Below are 19087 nucleotides of genomic sequence, written 5' to 3'. Positions count from 1 at the left end.
GAGGCTGGATCCTTGCAAAGCGCATATACTTTTAAGGACAGCCTCTTTCATTTCGTCTATAAGATTTTCAACGTTTTTTTAGTTATAGAAACAAGCTTTTTTTCAACGCTTTTTTTATTTCTTTGTTAACATGGATTGTGCCTTTGTGAATAATATCGGCTGTATCTGAGGATATGTCCACTCTGGTATCTTCTTTACATCCGTGAAGAAAGCAATTTCCTGTATCTCACTTTCAGGAAGTTCATCAAAGTCATACACCTCTGCATAATACAACATACCAAATGTTTCATGCTCATCACTGCTTTCTTTTACGCGTGTTTTACCAAGGCAGGAATACACACACAAGGGAATCAGTTGATATTCCTTCGCTCCACTCTCTTCATAAAACTCCCGTCTTGCACAATCCAGAATAGACTCATTTGCTTCTCGATGTCCGCCGCATAATTCATAGCTGTTGCGCTGTTTGTGTTTACAAAAGACCCATTGTTCCTTATATTTAGCCACTATGACAGCAAATAGCAACTTTTCATCATCAACCTTTTCATAAAATTTGATTTTCATAAGACCACCTCTTCACATTTTTCATGCAATTGTTATGGTTTTATATAGGTAAAACCTTTTTCTTGCAATGCGACAATATCAGCCACACCTGCTTCAACAATGACGATATGCTCAAGAAGATCGACAGCTTCTAACTGCTGTGCACGCAACGCATTTTGACATGCGTGAAAAGATATTCCCTTAGCAAATAAAGCAAGGATTTCCTTTGCAATATTTTCCTGTGTGTCCTCTTTCCCATATCCTTTTACGGCTTCACCATTTGCTACGACGACGATTTGAAACACCTCATCATGGTGTTCATAAAACGTGATAAGATTCTTCACATTTCCTAATGTTAATGACCAATTCTTCATTTCATCTATATGAAATACAACTTTTTTCATATTCAACACTTCTTTCTGTGCATTCTTTTTTTTATTATAGCACATCTATTCTTACACATAACGATGATTGCTAGGAAAGCATGTTTTCAACAGATCATTTGACTATTTTGTTAATGGCGAGCATACCTATTTAACAGGTGATACTATGCTGTTTGCATTAGAATTTGATGAGGAAGTCAGTGCTCGCTCTTATTTAAAAGAATTATTAAAATGTTATCCATACGATATTGAAGAGACCATGGTGCTTTCTCTTTTAACAAAAAATCCTTTCCCTTACCGTCCTTTATTAATTTTTCTGCAATACTTTTCTGCTATTGGTAAAATTCACATCATCACCAAGCCAGATGTTCCTTCTCCCTCTTTACAGCATCTTTGGGAAAATATGAGTCGTCTTGTTCAACAATCAGGCTCCATTTTACCCATGCATCAATTTGCTTTTGATGCTACCTATCAAGTAAAGAAACACCCCTTATCGCATCCCTATGCGCATCTTCCCTTGAGTCATATTCCTTTCTTAAGCGAAGTACAGTTACACAGTGTTCCGGTCATCGCTATGGCAAAACATTCTCATCAATATCCGATACGAAAAAGCGATACTTTTTTATATCGGGATATCAGTATGGATGCCACTAGCTACCTTGGCATCTGTATCCGCATCGGCAATTTTCAAGGCATTGTTTTTTTACATCGTAAAGCATTGTGGTTTGCGGCAGCTCTGTCCGCCATGTATCCTATTACAGAACCAGGTGTTACTTATGATTTTCTTCTCTTGTTTGGATTACAAAGCCATCGTAAACAGCGGAGTTACTATTACGATCAGACAAATGCCTTATACATCGGTATGGTCAGCGGTGGGGATGAGATGTTACATTTTCTCTACTTAAAAGAAATGATCTTAACCTTATACAATGCGCTTTGTATTCAAAAGCATGATCTCCCTATTCATGCCTCCATGGTGCATATTGCATATTCGCAACAGCAACAAAATCTTGTCTTTGCCGGGATGACCCACAGTGGTAAGAGTGAATTATTAGATGCCATATTGAAAAGTTGTCATACTCGCAAGATAGCCGCAAGTGCTTATTATGATGATAGCGGCATTTTGCACTATCTTGATAATGCCATCGTCAGTACCGGTAGTGAGGTCAGTGCCTGTAAAGATATCTCTTATGTAAAAAAGCAACAACTATTCGCACATTATGCATCCGGCATCTTTCTAAAAGAAGAAGATACTATTCGTTATCAGATCACTCCTTTGACAACCTATGAAAGCAGTCTGCAATTTTATCCGGTCCATGCCTTATTCTATTTAAACGCAAAGGCAAAGTTTCAAGGATGGCGAAAAGTTGAGAGTTTGGATGATGCCATCGCTTTATTTCTCGGTCATCATGATAAAGAAGATTTCTTCTGTCAAACCTTAGCTGCTTATGATCATCAGGTAAAAAGCCAAGAACTCATTCATGAATTTTTAACCATTCTATATACACAAAACGTAGGTATTTATGAGCTGAGTACGAAGGGAACACCGTATCAGAAACAATTTCTTTTTGAGCGATTGGCAAATGCTATTCTTGATGAAATCCTGGACGGGAAATGATTGCGTTTAAAGGCGGAAACAGGTATACTATGAGTAGTGTTTTCAAGGAGGATCTGCATGGAAACAAAAGAGATAATCGACGCTTTAGGATTGCGCCGCAGTTTAACCAGAATTACACATGAAATCATTGAACATAACAAAGGTGTTGAGGATATCGTTCTTGTCGGCATCAAGACCAGAGGTGAAATTCTCGCTCAGCGTTTAGCTAAAATGATTGCGCGTGTAGAGCAAGTACAGGTACCTTGTTATGCATTGGATGTTTCCCATTGGCGTGATGATCTGGAGCAGGCACACCCTTTACCAAACCAAACCATGCCGGTAAAGGATAAGAAAGTTATTTTAGTAGATGATGTCTTATTCAAAGGACGAACCGTGCGCGCTGCCATGGATGCCATTATGCATTATGGAAGAGCAAAAGAGATACAATTGGCCGTCTTGGTTGATCGCGGTCATCGTGAATTACCGATACGCGCAGACTACATCGGCAAAAACATTCCTAGCTCTTTACAGGAACAGATTCGCGTAAAAGTTGAAGAAATTGATGATTGTGATGGTGTGTACATCTCACGTTAAATCACTAAGTAAAAATAGAAAGTAGGTAAGATGATGATGAATAAAGAATATGTTGTAGCATTCGCAAAAAAGTTATTAGCAATTGATTCCCCTACCGGGTATACCAAAAAAGCCATCGACTTCGTTGAAGAAGAAGCAAAGCGATTCGGATATCAGACAAAACGTAATCACAAAGGCAATTTATGGATCTATGTAAAAGGTAATCATCATCATAAGACACTTGGTTTATGCGCCCATTGCGATACCTTAGGTCTTATGGTCCGCTCGATAAAAAGTGATGGAAAGCTTGCCTTAACCAATTTAGGCGGTCCTATCATTCCGACACTGGATGGGGAATATTGTCGTATCTATACAAGAGATGGTCAATGCTATAGCGGAACGATTTTATCCACTTCTCCAGCAGCCCATGTCTATAAAGATGCCAGCACGAAGAAACGTGAAATTGATGAAATGGAAGTACGCATTGATGAAGTCACTTATACAAAGGAAGATACGCAGAAACTTGGAATTCAAAATGGAGATATTGTTGCCATCGATCCAAAAGTACAAATTACCGAAAGTGGTTTTATTAAATCTCGTTTCTTAGACGATAAGATCAGCGTTTCTGCATTGATGGGCATTTTACATCATTTAAAAGAAAATGCCATTACCCCTGCTTATGATTTGATCTTTATGATGAGCACCTATGAAGAAGTCGGACATGGTATGGCGCATATCCCAGATGAAATTGCTGAGCTTTTAGCTGTCGATATGGGATGCATCGGCTTAGATTTAGCATGCACAGAACAAGATGTTTCCATCTGCGCCAAAGATTCCAGTGGTCCTTATGATTATGATCTTACCAGCAAACTTATTGAGCTGGCTAAACGTGAAGCCGTATCTTATGCAATTGATATTTATCCACAATATGGTTCAGATGTCAGTGCCGCAAGAAATGCCGGAAATGATATCAAAGGGGCATTAATTGGCCCAGGTGTTCACGCTTCTCATGGTATGGAACGTACACATATCGATGGTGTCCTTAACACCATGAAATTGATCCTTGCCTATATTTGCGAGGAATAAAGAATGCATTTCTTACCCGTATGATTCGTACGGGTTTTCTTTTGCTTAGGGCTTTTTCAAAGTAATCCCTATTTTACTGACGCTTACACCTTTCCTTCTTCATATTTATTTTGTCGCAGCAGGGAAAGGATGATTTTATACATGAAAGCTCTTTATTTCACATATAGTAAAATAAGAGGTGATCTTATGTTGCTGCATACGTTTTTATTTGTTTTTATCGCGGAAATGGCTGATAAAACACAACTTATGATGATGGCGCTCACCAATCGCTATCGTATGAAAAGTGTGATATTAGGGATGATGTTAGGGGTCATCATCATCAGTGCTTTTTCTACATTGGCCGGAGATCTAATAGGCGATATGATCCCTATGCAGTTTATCAAATTGGCCGCTGCCGCAATGTTTCTAGGCTTTGGTTTTTTTAACTTACGCATTACAAAAGAAGAAAGCAAGGGGCATCATATTTCCTTAGGATTGCCTATTTTTTCTATTGCCTTTACCTTTATTCTAGCTGAGCTCGGTGATAAGACGCAATTAGCAACCGTAGCGCTTTCAGCCGATCACATGGACCAGCACCTTCAAGTTTTTCTGGGAGCATCCTTAGGCCTTATCATGGCAAATATTTTTGGTATCTTCGCTGGAAAATTTATCTTTGCCCATTTAAGTGAAGATAGTGTTAAAGTAGTTTCTTCCTTTTTCTTCTTTCTCTTTGGCTCCATTACCTTGTTTGAGGCCTATCCAGCAGCCCCCTTTTTCTATATCATCTATTCCATTCTCATCATCAGCATTGCCTGTATGATTTATGAGAAAAGTCATAAAGAGATAGCATAGTATTATCTTCACATTCATCAAAAAAGAAGAATTGCTTACGGCTTACACACTCTTCCTTCTAAGAAAATAAACCTTCCATAATCTTCTCCTTCATTTTGGAATTTCTATGCTATAATAGGGGTAATCTAACAGAGAAAGAAGGTCTAAAATGAAAGAAACTTGGTCACTTGATGTCCTCTATAAGGGTTATGATGATCCGCAATTTGAAGCAGATATCAAGAAACTTGATGAATTGATTGCACAATGCAATACCTTGGCAGACACCTTATCCCATAAGGATGAAACTGCTACCTTGAAACAAATTCTAACTACATTAAATGAATTAGAACAGATCAGCTACCAGCTGTTGGCATATGCCAATCTGCGCCAAAGCTGTGATACCACTGATGCGCAAACAGCAGCTTATTTAGATAAGATCACTAAGAAAACAAGCAACGTGGCAAAAGCAAAAGCAAAATTTAATCGCTATATTGCACAAATAAAAGATCTTGATGCTTGCCTGGAAAAAGAAGAAGCATTACAGGAATATACCTACTTGTTACATTCGATTCAAGAAGATGGTCGTTACTTACTCAGTGATGATGTAGAAGAAGTATTATCCAAGATGGATATCTCGGCAGGACAGGCTTGGGAAACCATGCAAAGCTATCTGACCAGCACCTTAGAAGTAGACTATGATGGAAAAACAACTACCCTTTCACAGATTCGCAACTTGGCATATGACTCTGATAAAAAGGTGCGTAAACGCGCTTATGAAGCAGAATTAGCTGCTTATGCCAAGATTCGTGATGCTATTGCCTTTTCTTTAAACAACATCAAAGCACAAGTCTTAACAGAATGTGAGTTGCGCGGTTTCGCTTCTCCTTTAGCAATGACACTGCATCAGTCCCATATGAAACAGGAAACCTTAGATGCCATGCTATCGGCCATGGATGATTATATGCCGGTATTCCGTAAATATTTAAAACGCAAGGCGGAAATGTTAGGTTATCAAAACGGACTTCCTTGGTATGAGCTATTTGCACCTATTGGAAAAGACGACACAAAATTCACGATTGAAACAGCAAAAGACTATCTGTTGAAACATTTTGCGCCTTTTGCACAGGATATGGCGGATATGATGGAAGAAGCCTTTGCAGATGAATGGATTGATTTCTATCCACGTAAGGGTAAGGTTGGTGGAGCATTCTGCGAAAATCTCCCTTTCTTGAAACAAAGTCGTGTTTTAACGAATTTTGATGGTTCCTTAGGCGATGTTGTGACATTGGCTCATGAATTAGGACACGCATATCATGGTATGATGATCCAGGATCACAAGATGCTTAATACAGATTATTCCATGCCAGTTGCCGAAACTGCTTCTACCTTTAATGAAAATATCATCATGAATGCTGCAATTGATGAAGCAGAAGGAGAAACAAAGCTGGCATTAATAGAAACACAGCTTCAAGATCTTACACAGATTATGTGTGATATTTATTCTCGTTTCTTATTTGAAAAAAAGGTATTTGAAAAACGTAAAGAGGGGTTCCTATTCCCGGATGAACTAGAAGCGATGATGTTGGATGCACAAAAACAAGCATATGGTGATGGCTTAGATGAGCAGTATTTGCATCCTTATATGTGGATCAATAAGAGCCATTATTATTCATCAGCTCTGAGCTTTTACAACTTCCCTTACGCTTTTGGCGGTTTATTTGCCCGTGGCTTAATTGTAAAATATCATGAAATGAAGGATGCTTTCGTACCAAAATATCGTGAATTGCTACATGCGACAACGGTATCCGATGTTGAAGATGTTGCTAAATTGGCTGACATTGATCTGACTTCTAAAGATTTCTGGATCAGTTGTTTAAAAACCGCTGAGGAAAGAGTAAATGAATTCTTAACTCTGAGCGAGTCCTTTAACAAATAAACCCTATGTTCATATAAAAACGGTAACTATTCGCCATATCTTAACATGGCATGTAGATACCGCTTTTTTTGCATATTCTAATTGTATTGTTTCATAAAACACAAACAACAAAATGCTGTATCATACATCGTTTTTTTAACTGCTAGGTATCAACAATTTAGAAGCTTATTCTTCTCTATTTTGATACTAGAAAATACTCTATATGTATATGCATCATCTTTTTTATTTTTCATAGTATCATATACGGCCTGATTCATAATTTCTAAATAATCCGTAGTTATGATTTCAACATCTACTGTGACTTTCTTTTTTGACACTTTTTGCTTGCCTACTTTGAATACCACAGCGGCATAGCTTTCTTTCGTTGTCTTTTTCTGCAATGCCGAGCTTTTATCATAGGATGTTTGATCAAAATTAATACCTGCATATTCACAAGCTTTTTTGTAATCATCCGTCTTCATGGAAGTCAAAAAAAAACTCTATATTGGATTATCCAATATAGAGGTACATATACCTGTAAGATTCATTTCATAATAGGTATTCTTAAATAGTAACTGTCTTGACAGGTCTTTTATAAGACTTTCGTTTCTCATTAAATAAGCGATAAGCTTTATTGAAGGAAGCAATTACTTCTTGATCTGTTGTTTTTTTCAGTCGATAATGACGACGAAAATACTGACTGAGCTCCATCGTCACCTTTTCTGCACCAAAGATATTCAAATGTACTCCGGAATCATTCGTATCCCTTCTCCAATCGATGTTCTTCTCCATATTCGTATTTAAATCTAAATATGGCAGATGTCGTTCTTTTGCATACAACTCTACTGCCTCTTTTTTACTTTGATTCCATTCTTTGGCACCCGGTACTTTTAATAACATAAGCTTAATATGATTCTTTTTACATATATCATGAATCATATCCATATATTTTTTACTATTCGCATCAAACATCGCCTGTGAAGATGCACGCATATAATTGGTCTTCCCTTTATACGGTTTTTGCTTGTAGCTACTAATAAAGCCCTTCGTATCATTCATTGGCGAACCAAAGGTTTCAGCTATATCAACCGCATTTATTTCATTATAACGATTATGATATAAAAAGACAGGGAATAATAAACTTATTTTATCAGTTAAAGAAAATTGAAATGCTGCATCTTGAATCATATTAATTTTATTCATCGAAAGTTTCATGTGATCGATAATCTTTCGTTTATTTCCCATAGAATATTTATGATCATTAAATGCGCAATTCACTTCCATAACGACTACTTTTGGCTTTTGCGTTTTTAATGCTTCTTCCAATAAATAATACAAAGCATAGGTTCTTACCGAAGGAGCGCCCAGTGCATAACTGGTAAAACCATTTTCCTTCCACAACTTAGCAGGTATGATACTGCGATACATACTACTATCACCAAGAAATAAAACATCTAATGAGTTTTTCTTTTCTTCATAGAAGCCACGTATCGTTTTGCTCATCTTATTATCTTTGGGAATTAATATCATGGAAAATAAGTTTAATAATAGAGCAAAAATAACAATAAAGGATGTAAAGGCTAGGATAGATTTACGTCTGTTTTTCATGATGTTTGCTCCTTTCACTAAAATTCACCATATATAAAATCGCTTGCTTGATAACCATGACCATAAATACCAAATACGATAATGGATACCCCTATGATAAGGATAATACCATAACGCAACAACAGACTTTTCTGATCAAATAATGCAAATAAATTTACACGTCTTTCCTTTAAGCCTGCTATTATAAACATCAATACCAATCCCCATATCAAAATGCCAAAATCAACAAGAGTCAGCCCATGTGCTAAGATATCTGTTTCCTGCATCGTAAAGATCCGCAACAGCATTTGCAAGGCATCATCTAGTGAGTGCGCACGAAAGATCAGCATGCCACCAAAAACAATCAATACCGTACGTAAGATACAAAAGAGACGATAGCCTTTTCGCTGTTCATGAAGATGCCATGTATCTTTGATTTTCGTAAAAACAGGGGCAAGCAACAAACCCATCATCATAATTAGATAATAATATAAACCATATACAATATATTTCCAGCTGGCGCCATGCCAGAATCCATTGAAAAACCAGACAAAAAAGAGGGGAAATGCGCTTAGGATAAATCTTCCGAAATTCCCTTTCATATGCTTTTTCACAGAACGGTTCAAATTCATATTCATTTTAGATAATGATATTGAATAAAATACGTAATCTTTTAGCCAAGTCCCTAACGTACGATGCCAGCGACGCCAGAATTCAGCTATACTTTTTGAGAAAAACGGTTGTTCAAAATTTTTCTCCATGTGAACACCAAACAAATAGCCAATTCCACGTACGATATCCATAGCGCCACTAAATTCAGCATATATTTGTAATGTATATAAGGCAACAGCTAAAAAAGCGGTAAAACCTCCATGCATACCACTAAATACTGGATTCACATATAGCGCAGCTCGATCAGCGATGACTAATTTTTTAAAAAGTCCCCAAAGAATTAGATATAAACCACTCTTGAATTTTATAATGTCAAATTCATTGCCCGCATACAATTGATCGGCTAACTGATCAAAACGTGAGATCGGACCTTCTGTCATTTGTGGGAAGAAGGACAAATACAAAGCGACTTTCCCAAGCTGAGGGCTTGCTTCGTATTTGCCTCTATACACATCTACCATGTAACTGATGGCCATTAAGGTATAATAGGAGATTCCAAGTGGCAGTACAAATTTTTTTACTGCGATATTAACATTAACATGCAGTAAAGCATTTATGGCATTCAGATTACCGGCAAAAAAACCGTAATATTTTAAATAGCATAAGATACCAATATTGATTGCCAATACGACGATCAAAATCAGTTGCTTCCGTTTCTTCATCATAGCCTTATAGGCTTTCTTTTGGTCTTTTTCTAAACTTTTTATGGTAGCTTTTTGCAGCTTTATCTGTTTGTTAATAGCTAAGCCGCCGATATATACACTCAAAATACTACCTATCAGGAAAATGATCAATGCCTGCGAGGCCGCAACATAAAAGATGACATTTGCTAAGAGCAAAATACACCATCGCCACTGTTTCGGCGCAAGATAATAAAGCACACAAGATGCTGTCACTAACAGCATGAATGGCAGCGATATCAATGACATGATACAAATCCTATTCTTCCATTAATCGCTCAATCAGCGCATATAGCTTTTCTACATCATTGAAAACCTCTGGCTGCACTTCCATAACTGGAATTTCAACATCAAATTCATCATCGATAGCCGCAATGATTTCAACGATATCGAAGGAATCTAAAATACCATCCTCAATAAGTTTTTTTTCTTTTTTAAAATCGACTCCTGGCTTCATATCTTCTAAGATTGCTAGTAATTTCTCCATATTTTTTATCCTCCTGCATACATAGCTTTTAAAGCTTTCCGATCTATTTTCCCATTTGCATTATAAGGCATGCGTTTTATAGGAATAAATTTATTGGGCCACATGTAATTGGGCAGCTTGGCCTTTGCCTGTTCCAAAATTGCTTTTTCCGTTAAATTTTTGCCCTGATAATATAAGATGATCCATTTCGCTTGTGTATCATAGATACACGCACAGGCATCCATCCCCTCTATCGCAAACATAGCGGTTTCAATTTCACCAAGTTCAATGCGATATCCCATATGCTTGATTTGAAAATCCTTACGTGATAAGTACATCAACTCACCGTATTCATTGTATTTCACAATATCACCACTGCGATAAATAAGCTCTGGATAATGAGGCTGCAATGGATTTTGAATAAACACTTCGCTTGTTTTCTCCACTTGATCATAATATCCATTTGCCAAAAAACTTCCTCGTACACAAAGTTCACCGGCTTCATCGCCTTTTGCTTGTGTACCATCTTCTTTTAGCACAATAACATCACAATTGTTACAAGCATTTCCGATTGGCAAAGCTTCATCATCCGCAAAATCACGGTTTACAATATAATACGTACAAATATCGGTAACTTCTGTTGGACCATATAAATTTGCATATAAAGCATCAGGTAAATGTCTGCGCCAGATATTTAAAATCTTTGTTGGCATTACTTCACCTGCAAACAACACCTTTTTTACATCTTTAGGCGGCAATACTTCTAAACCTTTTAAGTTTGCCACGATACCTAAAGCACTCGGCACCCAGTAAATGGTATTGATCTTATTTTGAATCATGCAGTCCAAAAGCTTTGCTGGAAAAGAGAAATAAAGTTTTGGCAGCAAATAAAGACTAGCACCTGATAAAAGGGTTGCATAAATATCAAGCACAGACATACTGAAATAAAACGGTGTCTGATTACCAAAGATCGTTGTTTCATCGATTGCAAAGGTTTCAACAACCCAATGGGCATAGGCAAGGACACTGCGATGTGATACAACTGTTCCTTTCGGAATACCGGTAGAGCCGGAAGTAAACAATACATATGCCGGATCCGTATCAATCATCTTTCTTCGCCTGGATAATAAGTTTGCTTCTTCTATCGCATAGGTCTTGTTTTCTTCATAAAGCAACAAATCTCCTTTAAAATTTAACTTTTCGGCTGTTTTCCATTGCTTATGATCGCTAATAAGCAGGCTTGGCTGCAACGTATTCAGTATACATTCCATACGCTCAACGGGCATCTTTACATCTAAGATCGTATAATAATTTCCACTATATAACACTCCCATCATTGATACGAGAGCCTGAATGCTTTTATCAATCAAAATGACAACAGGCTGATTCTGTGATGGTATTTTTTCTATAATCTTACAAGCAATCGCTTTTGCTTCATTGACAAACGCTTTATATGTAATGCTCTTTTCCGGTTCCATAAGCATTGTTTTATCAGGATAACGAGAACAACTGTTTTCCAGCATCTCAACTATATTCTTCATAACAATTAGCTCCTTTACATAAGAAGGAAACACCCTTCCTGTTCACCTGTATTATAGCATCTAGATGCATTTTTACTTCTTAAGGGTTCTTAATTCTAAATGACATATATGTCACTTTTATCCTTACATTCTCCTACAAAGAAAAAAAGTCATTTTTACTTATGTTAGAATTATCGGTAAATAAAACCTAAAAAAAGTAAGCTAACATGCTTACTAGACAAACACATCATGTAAAAAAGTCATGTTCTGGGAGTAACATGACTTTTTTAAAGAAAAAGGATTCATCTAAGGCTGGCTGGTAACAGCCTTACATTATGGTATTGCAGATAGTATTATTATAGTCTCTTTATCTGCATTTTTATTATAGAATGAAAAAATAGTAAAATTTAGCTATCTTTAGCAATTCTTTGTGTTTAACCCCATACAAAGCTATTATTCCTTGTTCTCAAAGGTATTTTTATATACCTTTGGGGTAACGCCGGTATAATTTTTAAATACTTTAGTGAAATAATTTTGCCCTTGGAATCCTACTTCATAAGCGATTTCTTTTATACGTTTATTTGTTTTCAGTAATTCTTTACTAGCCTCTACACGTCGTTCACTCACCAGTTCCGTAAATGTTTTATTCAAAGAGCTGCTGAGTAATTTGGAAATATAATAAGGTGATACCTGTAATGCATCTGCCATATCACTCAATGTAATTTGTTTACGATAATTACTGTCAATATAACGAATGGCATGACGTACCAGTAAATTCGTATTACGGAATTTCTCCTCAGCAATCAGATCATACAAGCGATGTATTTGCATATGTAAATATAAAGGTACTTCTTGGTGAATACTGCTTGTCACACGCAAAGGTGTAATTTTGACTTTAGTAAAATCAATTTCCGGATATTGTTTTTCACAACTGTTTTTCAAAGACGTAATTAATTCAGATACATCTTTATACAATTGTTCTTTTTCCTCCTGAATCAGTTGAAGACTTAATTGATTCAAATGTTTTTTTAAAGATTCTTCATCCATCTTCTGAAATGCTTTCATGAATACTTCTACCTGTGTAGCAATATTTACCGCATTTTCTTCACTGCTTTTTTCATCTTCCATCAATAGCTTCAAAGCTGGCTGTGCCTGAGCACTTAATCGATCTCTCGCCAAATCAAAGGAATGATGAAATTTTATTAATTCACAAACAATAGGACCAATACCAATTACGACATCTTTATATTCACTACGCAAACCATCGATATATCCTGCCAGCTGTCGGACTTCCTGTTGGTCAATCGGACGCTCAAAAAGGATAAAGAAAATTTGCAGTCCATGAAACAATTCTTTGATACAGCGATATCCCTGCTTTTTAAAGTTTTCACAAATGGTATCCATGGCTGTGGTATGAAAAGCACATGTCAAACTCTGCATGATCATACAAAAACCACTACAGATATGGGGACTTAATAGTCGTAAAGAACGTTTTAATTCTAATTCGTTCTCATTTGAGATGATCGCATACAAACATTCATTTTCAACTACCGGAGTAATTTTTTCAATCTTCTCCAATAATTCATCATGCTGTTGCTGCTCTTTACGTTTTTCTCGATGCTGGTGTATCAATCTATCTACGACTTCTTTCAAATGTTCTATGTTGTATGGCTTTAAAATAAAATCACTCACACCTAGGCGAATGGCCTCTTGTGCATATTCAAAATAGTTATAACTGGATAATACAAGGAAGGAAGTGTCTTGTTGCTGTTGTTTGATTCGCCGTATGACCTCTAAGCCATTGATTCCCGGTATATTGATATCGGCTAAGACAATTTCCGGCTTTTCACGTTCAAAAACATCCAGTGCTTCTTTCCCGTTTTTCGCCATATACAATCCTTTTAAAGTAAAGTTATCGTGTAAGATTTTATAAAGTGTCTCGCGTTCAATTTGCTCATCCTCGATTATTAAAATTTTATACATCAGGAACGCCTCCTTAGATCAATCTTAATATTAATCTCAAAGCCACAGTTTTCCAGACTATTGATGATAATGCTTACTTCATCACCATAAAATTTCTTCAAGCGGCTGGTAACATTGTATAAGCCCAGATGCACACGATCATCGCTTCCTTTGGCATAATCATTTAAAATTAATTTTTCCAATTCATCTGAGGCCATACCAACACCATTATCACTTACACTGATGATTACATGATCGTTTTGCTGCGTAACCTCAATCATGACCTCACCATCTTCCGTAACATCCTGTAAACCATGGAGAACTGCATTTTCAACAAGCGGCTGTAAGATCATGCCTGGCATGCGTATATCAGGAAGATCCTCTTCTGCCTCGACAATAAAGCGAATGCGTTCTCCATAACGTTTCGCCTGAATATAATTATAGTTTTCAATAGCCGCTAATTCTTTTTTCAAACTGCTGATGCGGCTTGTATTATCCAAAGCATAACGCAACAGACGGCTGGTGCGTTCCATCAGTTCACTTGTTTCATATGCACCTTCACTGTAAGCCTTTTTATAAATCATATTCAAGGTATTAAATAAGAAATGGGGATTAATTTGATTTTGCAATACCCGCAATTCGCTTTGCGCAAGCAGTTCATCTTTTTTCAAATTTTCGTTTTGCTGCTCCAATACACGTTTCTCTAGATCGGATTTATCATTCGCATATTGAATATTTTTTTGTATACTTCTTGAAAGGTCCTCCAACGCCAAACAAAGCACATTCATTTCTTTGTTTACATTGGAAATTTTTGATAAGTCGTATTCACCCATTTTAATGCGATTCATATTATTCATGATTTTCTCAATCGGATCTGTCATCGAACGAATCATCGTAATGGAAAAATAAGCAAGCCAGGTAATCACAAACAGAATAAAGAATAAAGATACTAGATGCAGCGTTCGCTGATTATCATTTACCGCAATTTTCTGCAGCTGCATATCTTCGGTTACGATATCATAATATTCTCCACTTGTCTTTGCTATCAGCTCATATTCATGTATTAACTTCTGATACTTCTGATTAAAGTCTTCTTCTTGCTGTAGATTACTGGCAATGACCAATTCAGCATCGATATAATACTTATCAATCATATTCTGCAAGAGTTCAAAACGCCATTTTCGCTCATTCCCTTTTAGGCTCAGCATGATCTTATCTATGTTTTTTCCGGATGCATTATAAGAATCACGAAAAGCTTTATAATTTGCATCACTGGGCTGATATAAATAGACCTGAAAATTATCATTCATTTCCTTCACATGAAAATAAAAGCCATTTAAATCATTGTAGCTCACATAGGTATCATTAAACTTATCGATAATTCGTATATTCAGCATGACATATGTCGAACAAACAAAGGCTACAATGACGATTAACATGAGATTGTAATTAAAAATCTTATCGCTGAAGCTTTCCAGCTGATCATTATGACGCAACCACCGTTTCATCATTCCTTCAGCTCCTTTTCATATGTTTTTAGATTTCCTTTATTAAGCAATAGAATTTGCGCTGGCTGAAGCTCTTTCACCGGTTCTTTTCCATTTCTTACATACTCATATAACATCTCCACGGAATCATATCCGTAACGATAAAAAGATGTAACTATGCTTCCGGCAATTTTACCTTCTTTGATCATCTTTACCGTATCATCCATATCATCAACACCATAGATCAGCAGATCATCTTGCATATTCAGATATTCACGCGCCATCACACAGCCAATCGCACTTTCACCGGCAAAATTTAGCGTGATATTTAAATTTTTTTCTTTTTGCAAAACGCTGATCCATTCATTACGTGAACGGGATTGATCTGACTTAGATTCACTGATTGCAACAATTTCAAAACCGCCCGGATGTTTTTTAAATACCGTACGGACGGATTCAATCTGCTGTTTGGCCAAATCGAAATCTTGTTCCGATACCTGAATTCCTATGCGCAGATGTTCATTCTTTCCTATCCGTTTTTCAATATCCGTCAAAAGCATCTGTGCCTGTTGTTCAAAATCCTTACAAATAGTTGCAAGGGGCTTTGCGTCTTCTACCGGTGAATCAACAAGAACGATCGGTACATTTTGCTCCATTGATTCCATGATATATGTTTTCTTGATAACTCCCTGTGTAATAATACCATCTGCTTTTTTCAAAATTGCTGTCTGAATTACATCCTCCATTTGTTCTGTTGAAATTTTGATTGGTCCTTGCCAATCACATTGTATATGATGTAGATCACAAGCATCCTGCATACCGCTTTTTGCCTGCAGCCATAGGGTATGTGTAGATAATGGTGTTGCAAACACAAAATATAATGGTTTTTCTGTTTCCTTCTTCGTTGTTTGACATCCGCACAAAAGCATGAGCGATGCCGCTAGTACTGCTTTTTTCATATGTAATCCCTTTCCTCTTTTCATTATTTTAACATAGTTAAGCATAAAAAAAAATGATTCTTGAAAGGGATTGTAAGAATCATTTCTTTCCACCACATGTCGCTAAAATCAAGGTCCTCACACCATGATTCCTCATCTTTTTCCTTGAACTGACTCATGTCATAGGGTTTTCTTAAGAAAAGATGTGCATACAGATGATGCTGTACTGCGGGGTTGCTATCCGCTAATTACAAAATAATTATATCTTACGAAATAAGAAATATCTTGTCATTTTTAGCAAATTATTGTCGTAAGCGCTACAATCAGATTCTCACATCTCACATATTTTTTTAATTTTGCTAATTTCAATGCCAAAAGAGCTATGCGCTACATTTAATCTAATACAATAAGAGGTACGACACCTTCTTTTTATTGATGATTCCAACGTCCTACTTTTTAACTTACCTACTCATTAGCATACAATTTGTATCCTATTAAGCATGCGATCTCTTATCTATTTCAACATACTTCCCACACAACGATTAGCGATCCTCTTAGAATCCCTTATATTGTATTCCTAATAAAGCAAAAAAGGATATCTTTGCGTGATATTACCCTTCAAAAGTTAGACTCACTTTAGGAGGTCACTACAATAAGATACCCTTTTCAATGATTAATCCACTGCTTTTTTAACTAAATCAAGTACTTCTTCAGCAGTAGCAAGTTTTAATGCTTCATCAGCAAGTTTTGCTGCTTCATCTTTGCTTAAACCGTTTACCATCTTACGTGCTTTCAGAATTTGTGTAGCAGACATTGAGAATTCATCCAATCCCATACCTAACAGCAAAGGTACAGCATATGGTTCTCCAGCCATTGCGCCACACATACCAGCCCATTTGCCTTCTTTATGTGCACCATCAATCGTCATCTTGATTAAACGCAATACAGATGGATTGTATGGCTGATATAAGTAAGATACATGCTCGCTCATACGATCTGCGGCCATTGAATACTGAATCAAATCGTTTGTACCAATAGAGAAGAAGTCTGCATGTTTAGCAAAGTTATCCGCATTAACAGCTGCAGCAGGAATTTCCACCATCATACCAACTTCGATATTATCGGCAACCTTTACACCTTCGGCAATCAATTTTGCCTTTTCTTCTTCATAAATAGCTTTTGCGTCACAGAATTCTTTTACGGTTGCAATCATCGGGAACATGATGCATAATCTACCATAAACACTAGCACGAATCAAGGCACGCAACTGTGTACGGAAGATATCTGTACGATCCAGACACAGACGAATTGCACGATAGCCTAAGAATGGATTCATTTCTTCTGGGAATTCAAAGTATGATAATTTCTTATCTCCACCGATATCTAAGGTACGAACAACGACACGGCGTCCTTGCATACCTTCTAATACAGCCTTATATGCTTCAAACTGCTCTTCTTCTGTTGGGAAGTGATCGTTGTCCATATATAAGAATTCCGTACGGAATAAGCCTACACCTTCACCACCGTTTTTCAATACACCTTCAACATCTTTAAAACCACCGATATTACCAGCTAATTCTACTTTATGTCCATCAGTTGTGACAGATTCCGCATTCACTAAAACTTTTAATGCTTCTTTTTCTTCAGCATAAGCCTTTGCTTTTGCTTCATATTTCTTAATTGTTTCTTCATCAGGATTTACAAATACTTCGCCATCTAAAGCATCCAAGATTAATGTATCCCCATGTTCAACAGCACTCAGGATATCTCCACATCCTACAACTGCTGGTATTTCTAAAGAGTTTGCCATGATGGCAGAATGACTTGTTTTACCACCAATACTAGTCGCAAAGCCTTTTACAAATGTATTCAGCTGTGCCGTATCTGATGGTGTTAAATCATAAGCAACAATAATAGAATCTTCACTGATGCTTGATAAATCAGGAATTGTCAGTCCCAGCAGGTTACATTTCAAACGATACGTAACATCCTTGATATCCGCAGCTCTTTCACGGAAATAATCATTATCCATAGACTCAAACATAGCTACCATCTGGTTGGCAACCGTATCAGCAGCATATTCTGCATTTACTTTATCATTTTCGATCATGCCGACAATCTGTGATGCGAATTCAGGGTCACCAGCCATCATCAGATGAGCATCAAATACAGCCAGTTCTTCTTCAGACAGACGTGCTGCTGCTCTTTCTTTTACACCCTCGATATCTGTTTTTGTCTTTTCGAGTGCTGCATTGAATTTTTCAACTTCAATTGCAGGATCTCCTTCTTTTTTAACGATCTCAACTTTTGGAGATTCCAATTTGTATGCTTTTGCGATGGAAACTCCCGCTGATGCTGCAATACCTTTTAACATAAGTACATCCTCCTCTTACTCTTGCAACTTATAAAAAAAGTGTTTTATATTGATAGAAACGTGGTTTTCTAAACGCTTCCATATCTCTATCTCTATATTAAATAATAACATTTTTTAAGCCGTTAAGCAACGAAAGAATGCATGTAAAGCCATGTTTTTCTTCTTATCAAACATCTCTTTCTCATAGTTGATACACCACCAATTTTGATCTGCCGGTAAAAAATACTCATTCATCATCAATATACACTCCTCCCTTTTCAGCTTAAGCAGTGCCTGATTAATTATTTCATGCAGTTCATATAGCCTTTCAATGTCTTTGCAAGTGCGTAAATAATCACGGCGATATAATTGTGCCAGATAATTTGCTTTTGCATGCAATTGACTCATAGATTCCATGTGTCATCACTTCCCTCTACTTATCTATACGACACAAAGAGTCTAAAAACGTAATTTTTCTTCCTTTTTTATCAATTTGCCTAAAAAAAGATGTCCTGCTT

At 36.7% G+C, this 19087-nt stretch carries 17 protein-coding genes; 5 read left to right on the top strand and 12 right to left on the bottom strand.

Annotation, left to right across the window (positions count from 1 at the left end):
* Positions 1-114: 114 nt before the first annotated feature.
* Positions 115-561: an NUDIX hydrolase gene (locus KJS44_RS03230; protein ID WP_008689795.1), complete on the bottom strand. Its 447-nt coding sequence runs from the start codon at positions 559-561 to the stop codon at positions 115-117.
* A gap of 32 nt (positions 562-593) precedes the next feature.
* Positions 594-944: a DsrE family protein gene (locus KJS44_RS03225; protein WP_026006688.1), complete on the bottom strand. Its 351-nt coding sequence runs from the start codon at positions 942-944 to the stop codon at positions 594-596.
* A 145-nt stretch (positions 945-1089) separates the two neighbouring features.
* Between KJS44_RS03225 and KJS44_RS03220 the strand changes: the two genes are divergently transcribed.
* The 5 genes from KJS44_RS03220 (at position 1090) to KJS44_RS03200 (ending at position 6925) form a co-directional block, all read left to right on the top strand.
* The gene (locus KJS44_RS03220; RefSeq protein WP_008689799.1) at positions 1090-2541 is read left to right on the top strand and encodes a hypothetical protein; all 1452 of its coding nucleotides are present in this window, start codon (positions 1090-1092) and stop codon (positions 2539-2541) included.
* A gap of 57 nt (positions 2542-2598) precedes the next feature.
* Positions 2599-3114, top strand: coding sequence for a bifunctional pyr operon transcriptional regulator/uracil phosphoribosyltransferase PyrR (gene pyrR / locus KJS44_RS03215; RefSeq protein ID WP_008689801.1), 516 nt, complete (start codon positions 2599-2601; stop codon positions 3112-3114).
* Between the two features lie 36 nt (positions 3115-3150).
* The gene (locus KJS44_RS03210; RefSeq protein ID WP_008689802.1) at positions 3151-4179 is read left to right on the top strand and encodes a M42 family metallopeptidase; all 1029 of its coding nucleotides are present in this window, start codon (positions 3151-3153) and stop codon (positions 4177-4179) included.
* Positions 4180-4365: 186 nt separating this feature from the next.
* Complete coding sequence (locus KJS44_RS03205) at positions 4366-5010, top strand: TMEM165/GDT1 family protein (protein ID WP_008689804.1); 645 nt, start codon at positions 4366-4368, stop codon at positions 5008-5010.
* Positions 5011-5158: 148 nt separating this feature from the next.
* Positions 5159-6925, top strand: coding sequence for a M3 family oligoendopeptidase (locus KJS44_RS03200; RefSeq protein ID WP_008689806.1), 1767 nt, complete (start codon positions 5159-5161; stop codon positions 6923-6925).
* Between the two features lie 149 nt (positions 6926-7074).
* Here the strand turns inward: KJS44_RS03200 and KJS44_RS03195 are convergent, their stop codons facing one another.
* The 10 genes from KJS44_RS03195 to KJS44_RS03150 all read right to left on the bottom strand — a co-directional run bounded on the left by KJS44_RS03195 (position 7075) and on the right by KJS44_RS03150 (position 18986).
* Positions 7075-7386 carry a hypothetical protein gene (locus KJS44_RS03195; protein WP_008689808.1) on the bottom strand — a complete coding sequence of 104 codons (312 nt, stop codon included), beginning with the start codon at positions 7384-7386 and terminating at the stop codon, positions 7075-7077.
* Positions 7387-7468: 82 nt separating this feature from the next.
* A complete protein-coding gene (locus tag KJS44_RS03190; protein ID WP_008689809.1) occupies positions 7469-8512 on the bottom strand; it encodes an SGNH/GDSL hydrolase family protein in 1044 nt (347 codons plus the stop codon).
* A gap of 17 nt (positions 8513-8529) precedes the next feature.
* Positions 8530-10092 (bottom strand): MBOAT family O-acyltransferase, encoded by a 1563-nt coding sequence (locus KJS44_RS03185; protein ID WP_008689810.1) that lies wholly within the window; start codon positions 10090-10092, stop codon positions 8530-8532.
* Positions 10093-10102: 10 nt separating this feature from the next.
* Positions 10103-10330 (bottom strand): phosphopantetheine-binding protein, encoded by a 228-nt coding sequence (locus KJS44_RS03180; protein WP_008689811.1) that lies wholly within the window; start codon positions 10328-10330, stop codon positions 10103-10105.
* A gap of 5 nt (positions 10331-10335) precedes the next feature.
* Entirely contained in the window at positions 10336-11850 is a 1515-nt protein-coding gene (locus KJS44_RS03175) for an amino acid adenylation domain-containing protein (RefSeq protein WP_008689812.1), read from the bottom strand.
* Positions 11851-12282: 432 nt separating this feature from the next.
* Positions 12283-13812, bottom strand: coding sequence for a response regulator transcription factor (locus KJS44_RS03170; protein ID WP_008689813.1), 1530 nt, complete (start codon positions 13810-13812; stop codon positions 12283-12285).
* Entirely contained in the window at positions 13812-15302 is a 1491-nt protein-coding gene (locus KJS44_RS03165; RefSeq protein WP_008689814.1) for a sensor histidine kinase, read from the bottom strand. Before KJS44_RS03165 ends, KJS44_RS03170 begins: the two co-directional genes overlap by 1 nt.
* Complete coding sequence (locus tag KJS44_RS03160) at positions 15299-16237, bottom strand: sugar ABC transporter substrate-binding protein (protein WP_008689815.1); 939 nt, start codon at positions 16235-16237, stop codon at positions 15299-15301. The genes KJS44_RS03165 and KJS44_RS03160 overlap by 4 nt, the downstream gene beginning before the upstream one ends.
* A 652-nt stretch (positions 16238-16889) precedes the next feature.
* The gene (gene ptsP, locus KJS44_RS03155) at positions 16890-18590 is read right to left on the bottom strand and encodes a phosphoenolpyruvate--protein phosphotransferase (RefSeq protein ID WP_008689816.1); all 1701 of its coding nucleotides are present in this window, start codon (positions 18588-18590) and stop codon (positions 16890-16892) included.
* Positions 18591-18704: 114 nt separating this feature from the next.
* Complete coding sequence (locus KJS44_RS03150) at positions 18705-18986, bottom strand: MG284/MPN403 family protein (protein ID WP_008689817.1); 282 nt, start codon at positions 18984-18986, stop codon at positions 18705-18707.
* Positions 18987-19087 lie beyond the last annotated feature (101 nt).

This window comes from Longicatena caecimuris (genome assembly GCF_018406465.1).
GTDB classification, from domain to species: domain Bacteria; phylum Bacillota_I; class Bacilli_A; order Erysipelotrichales; family Erysipelotrichaceae; genus Longicatena; species Longicatena caecimuris.
This window is presented reverse-complemented; position numbering and strand designations above follow the sequence as displayed.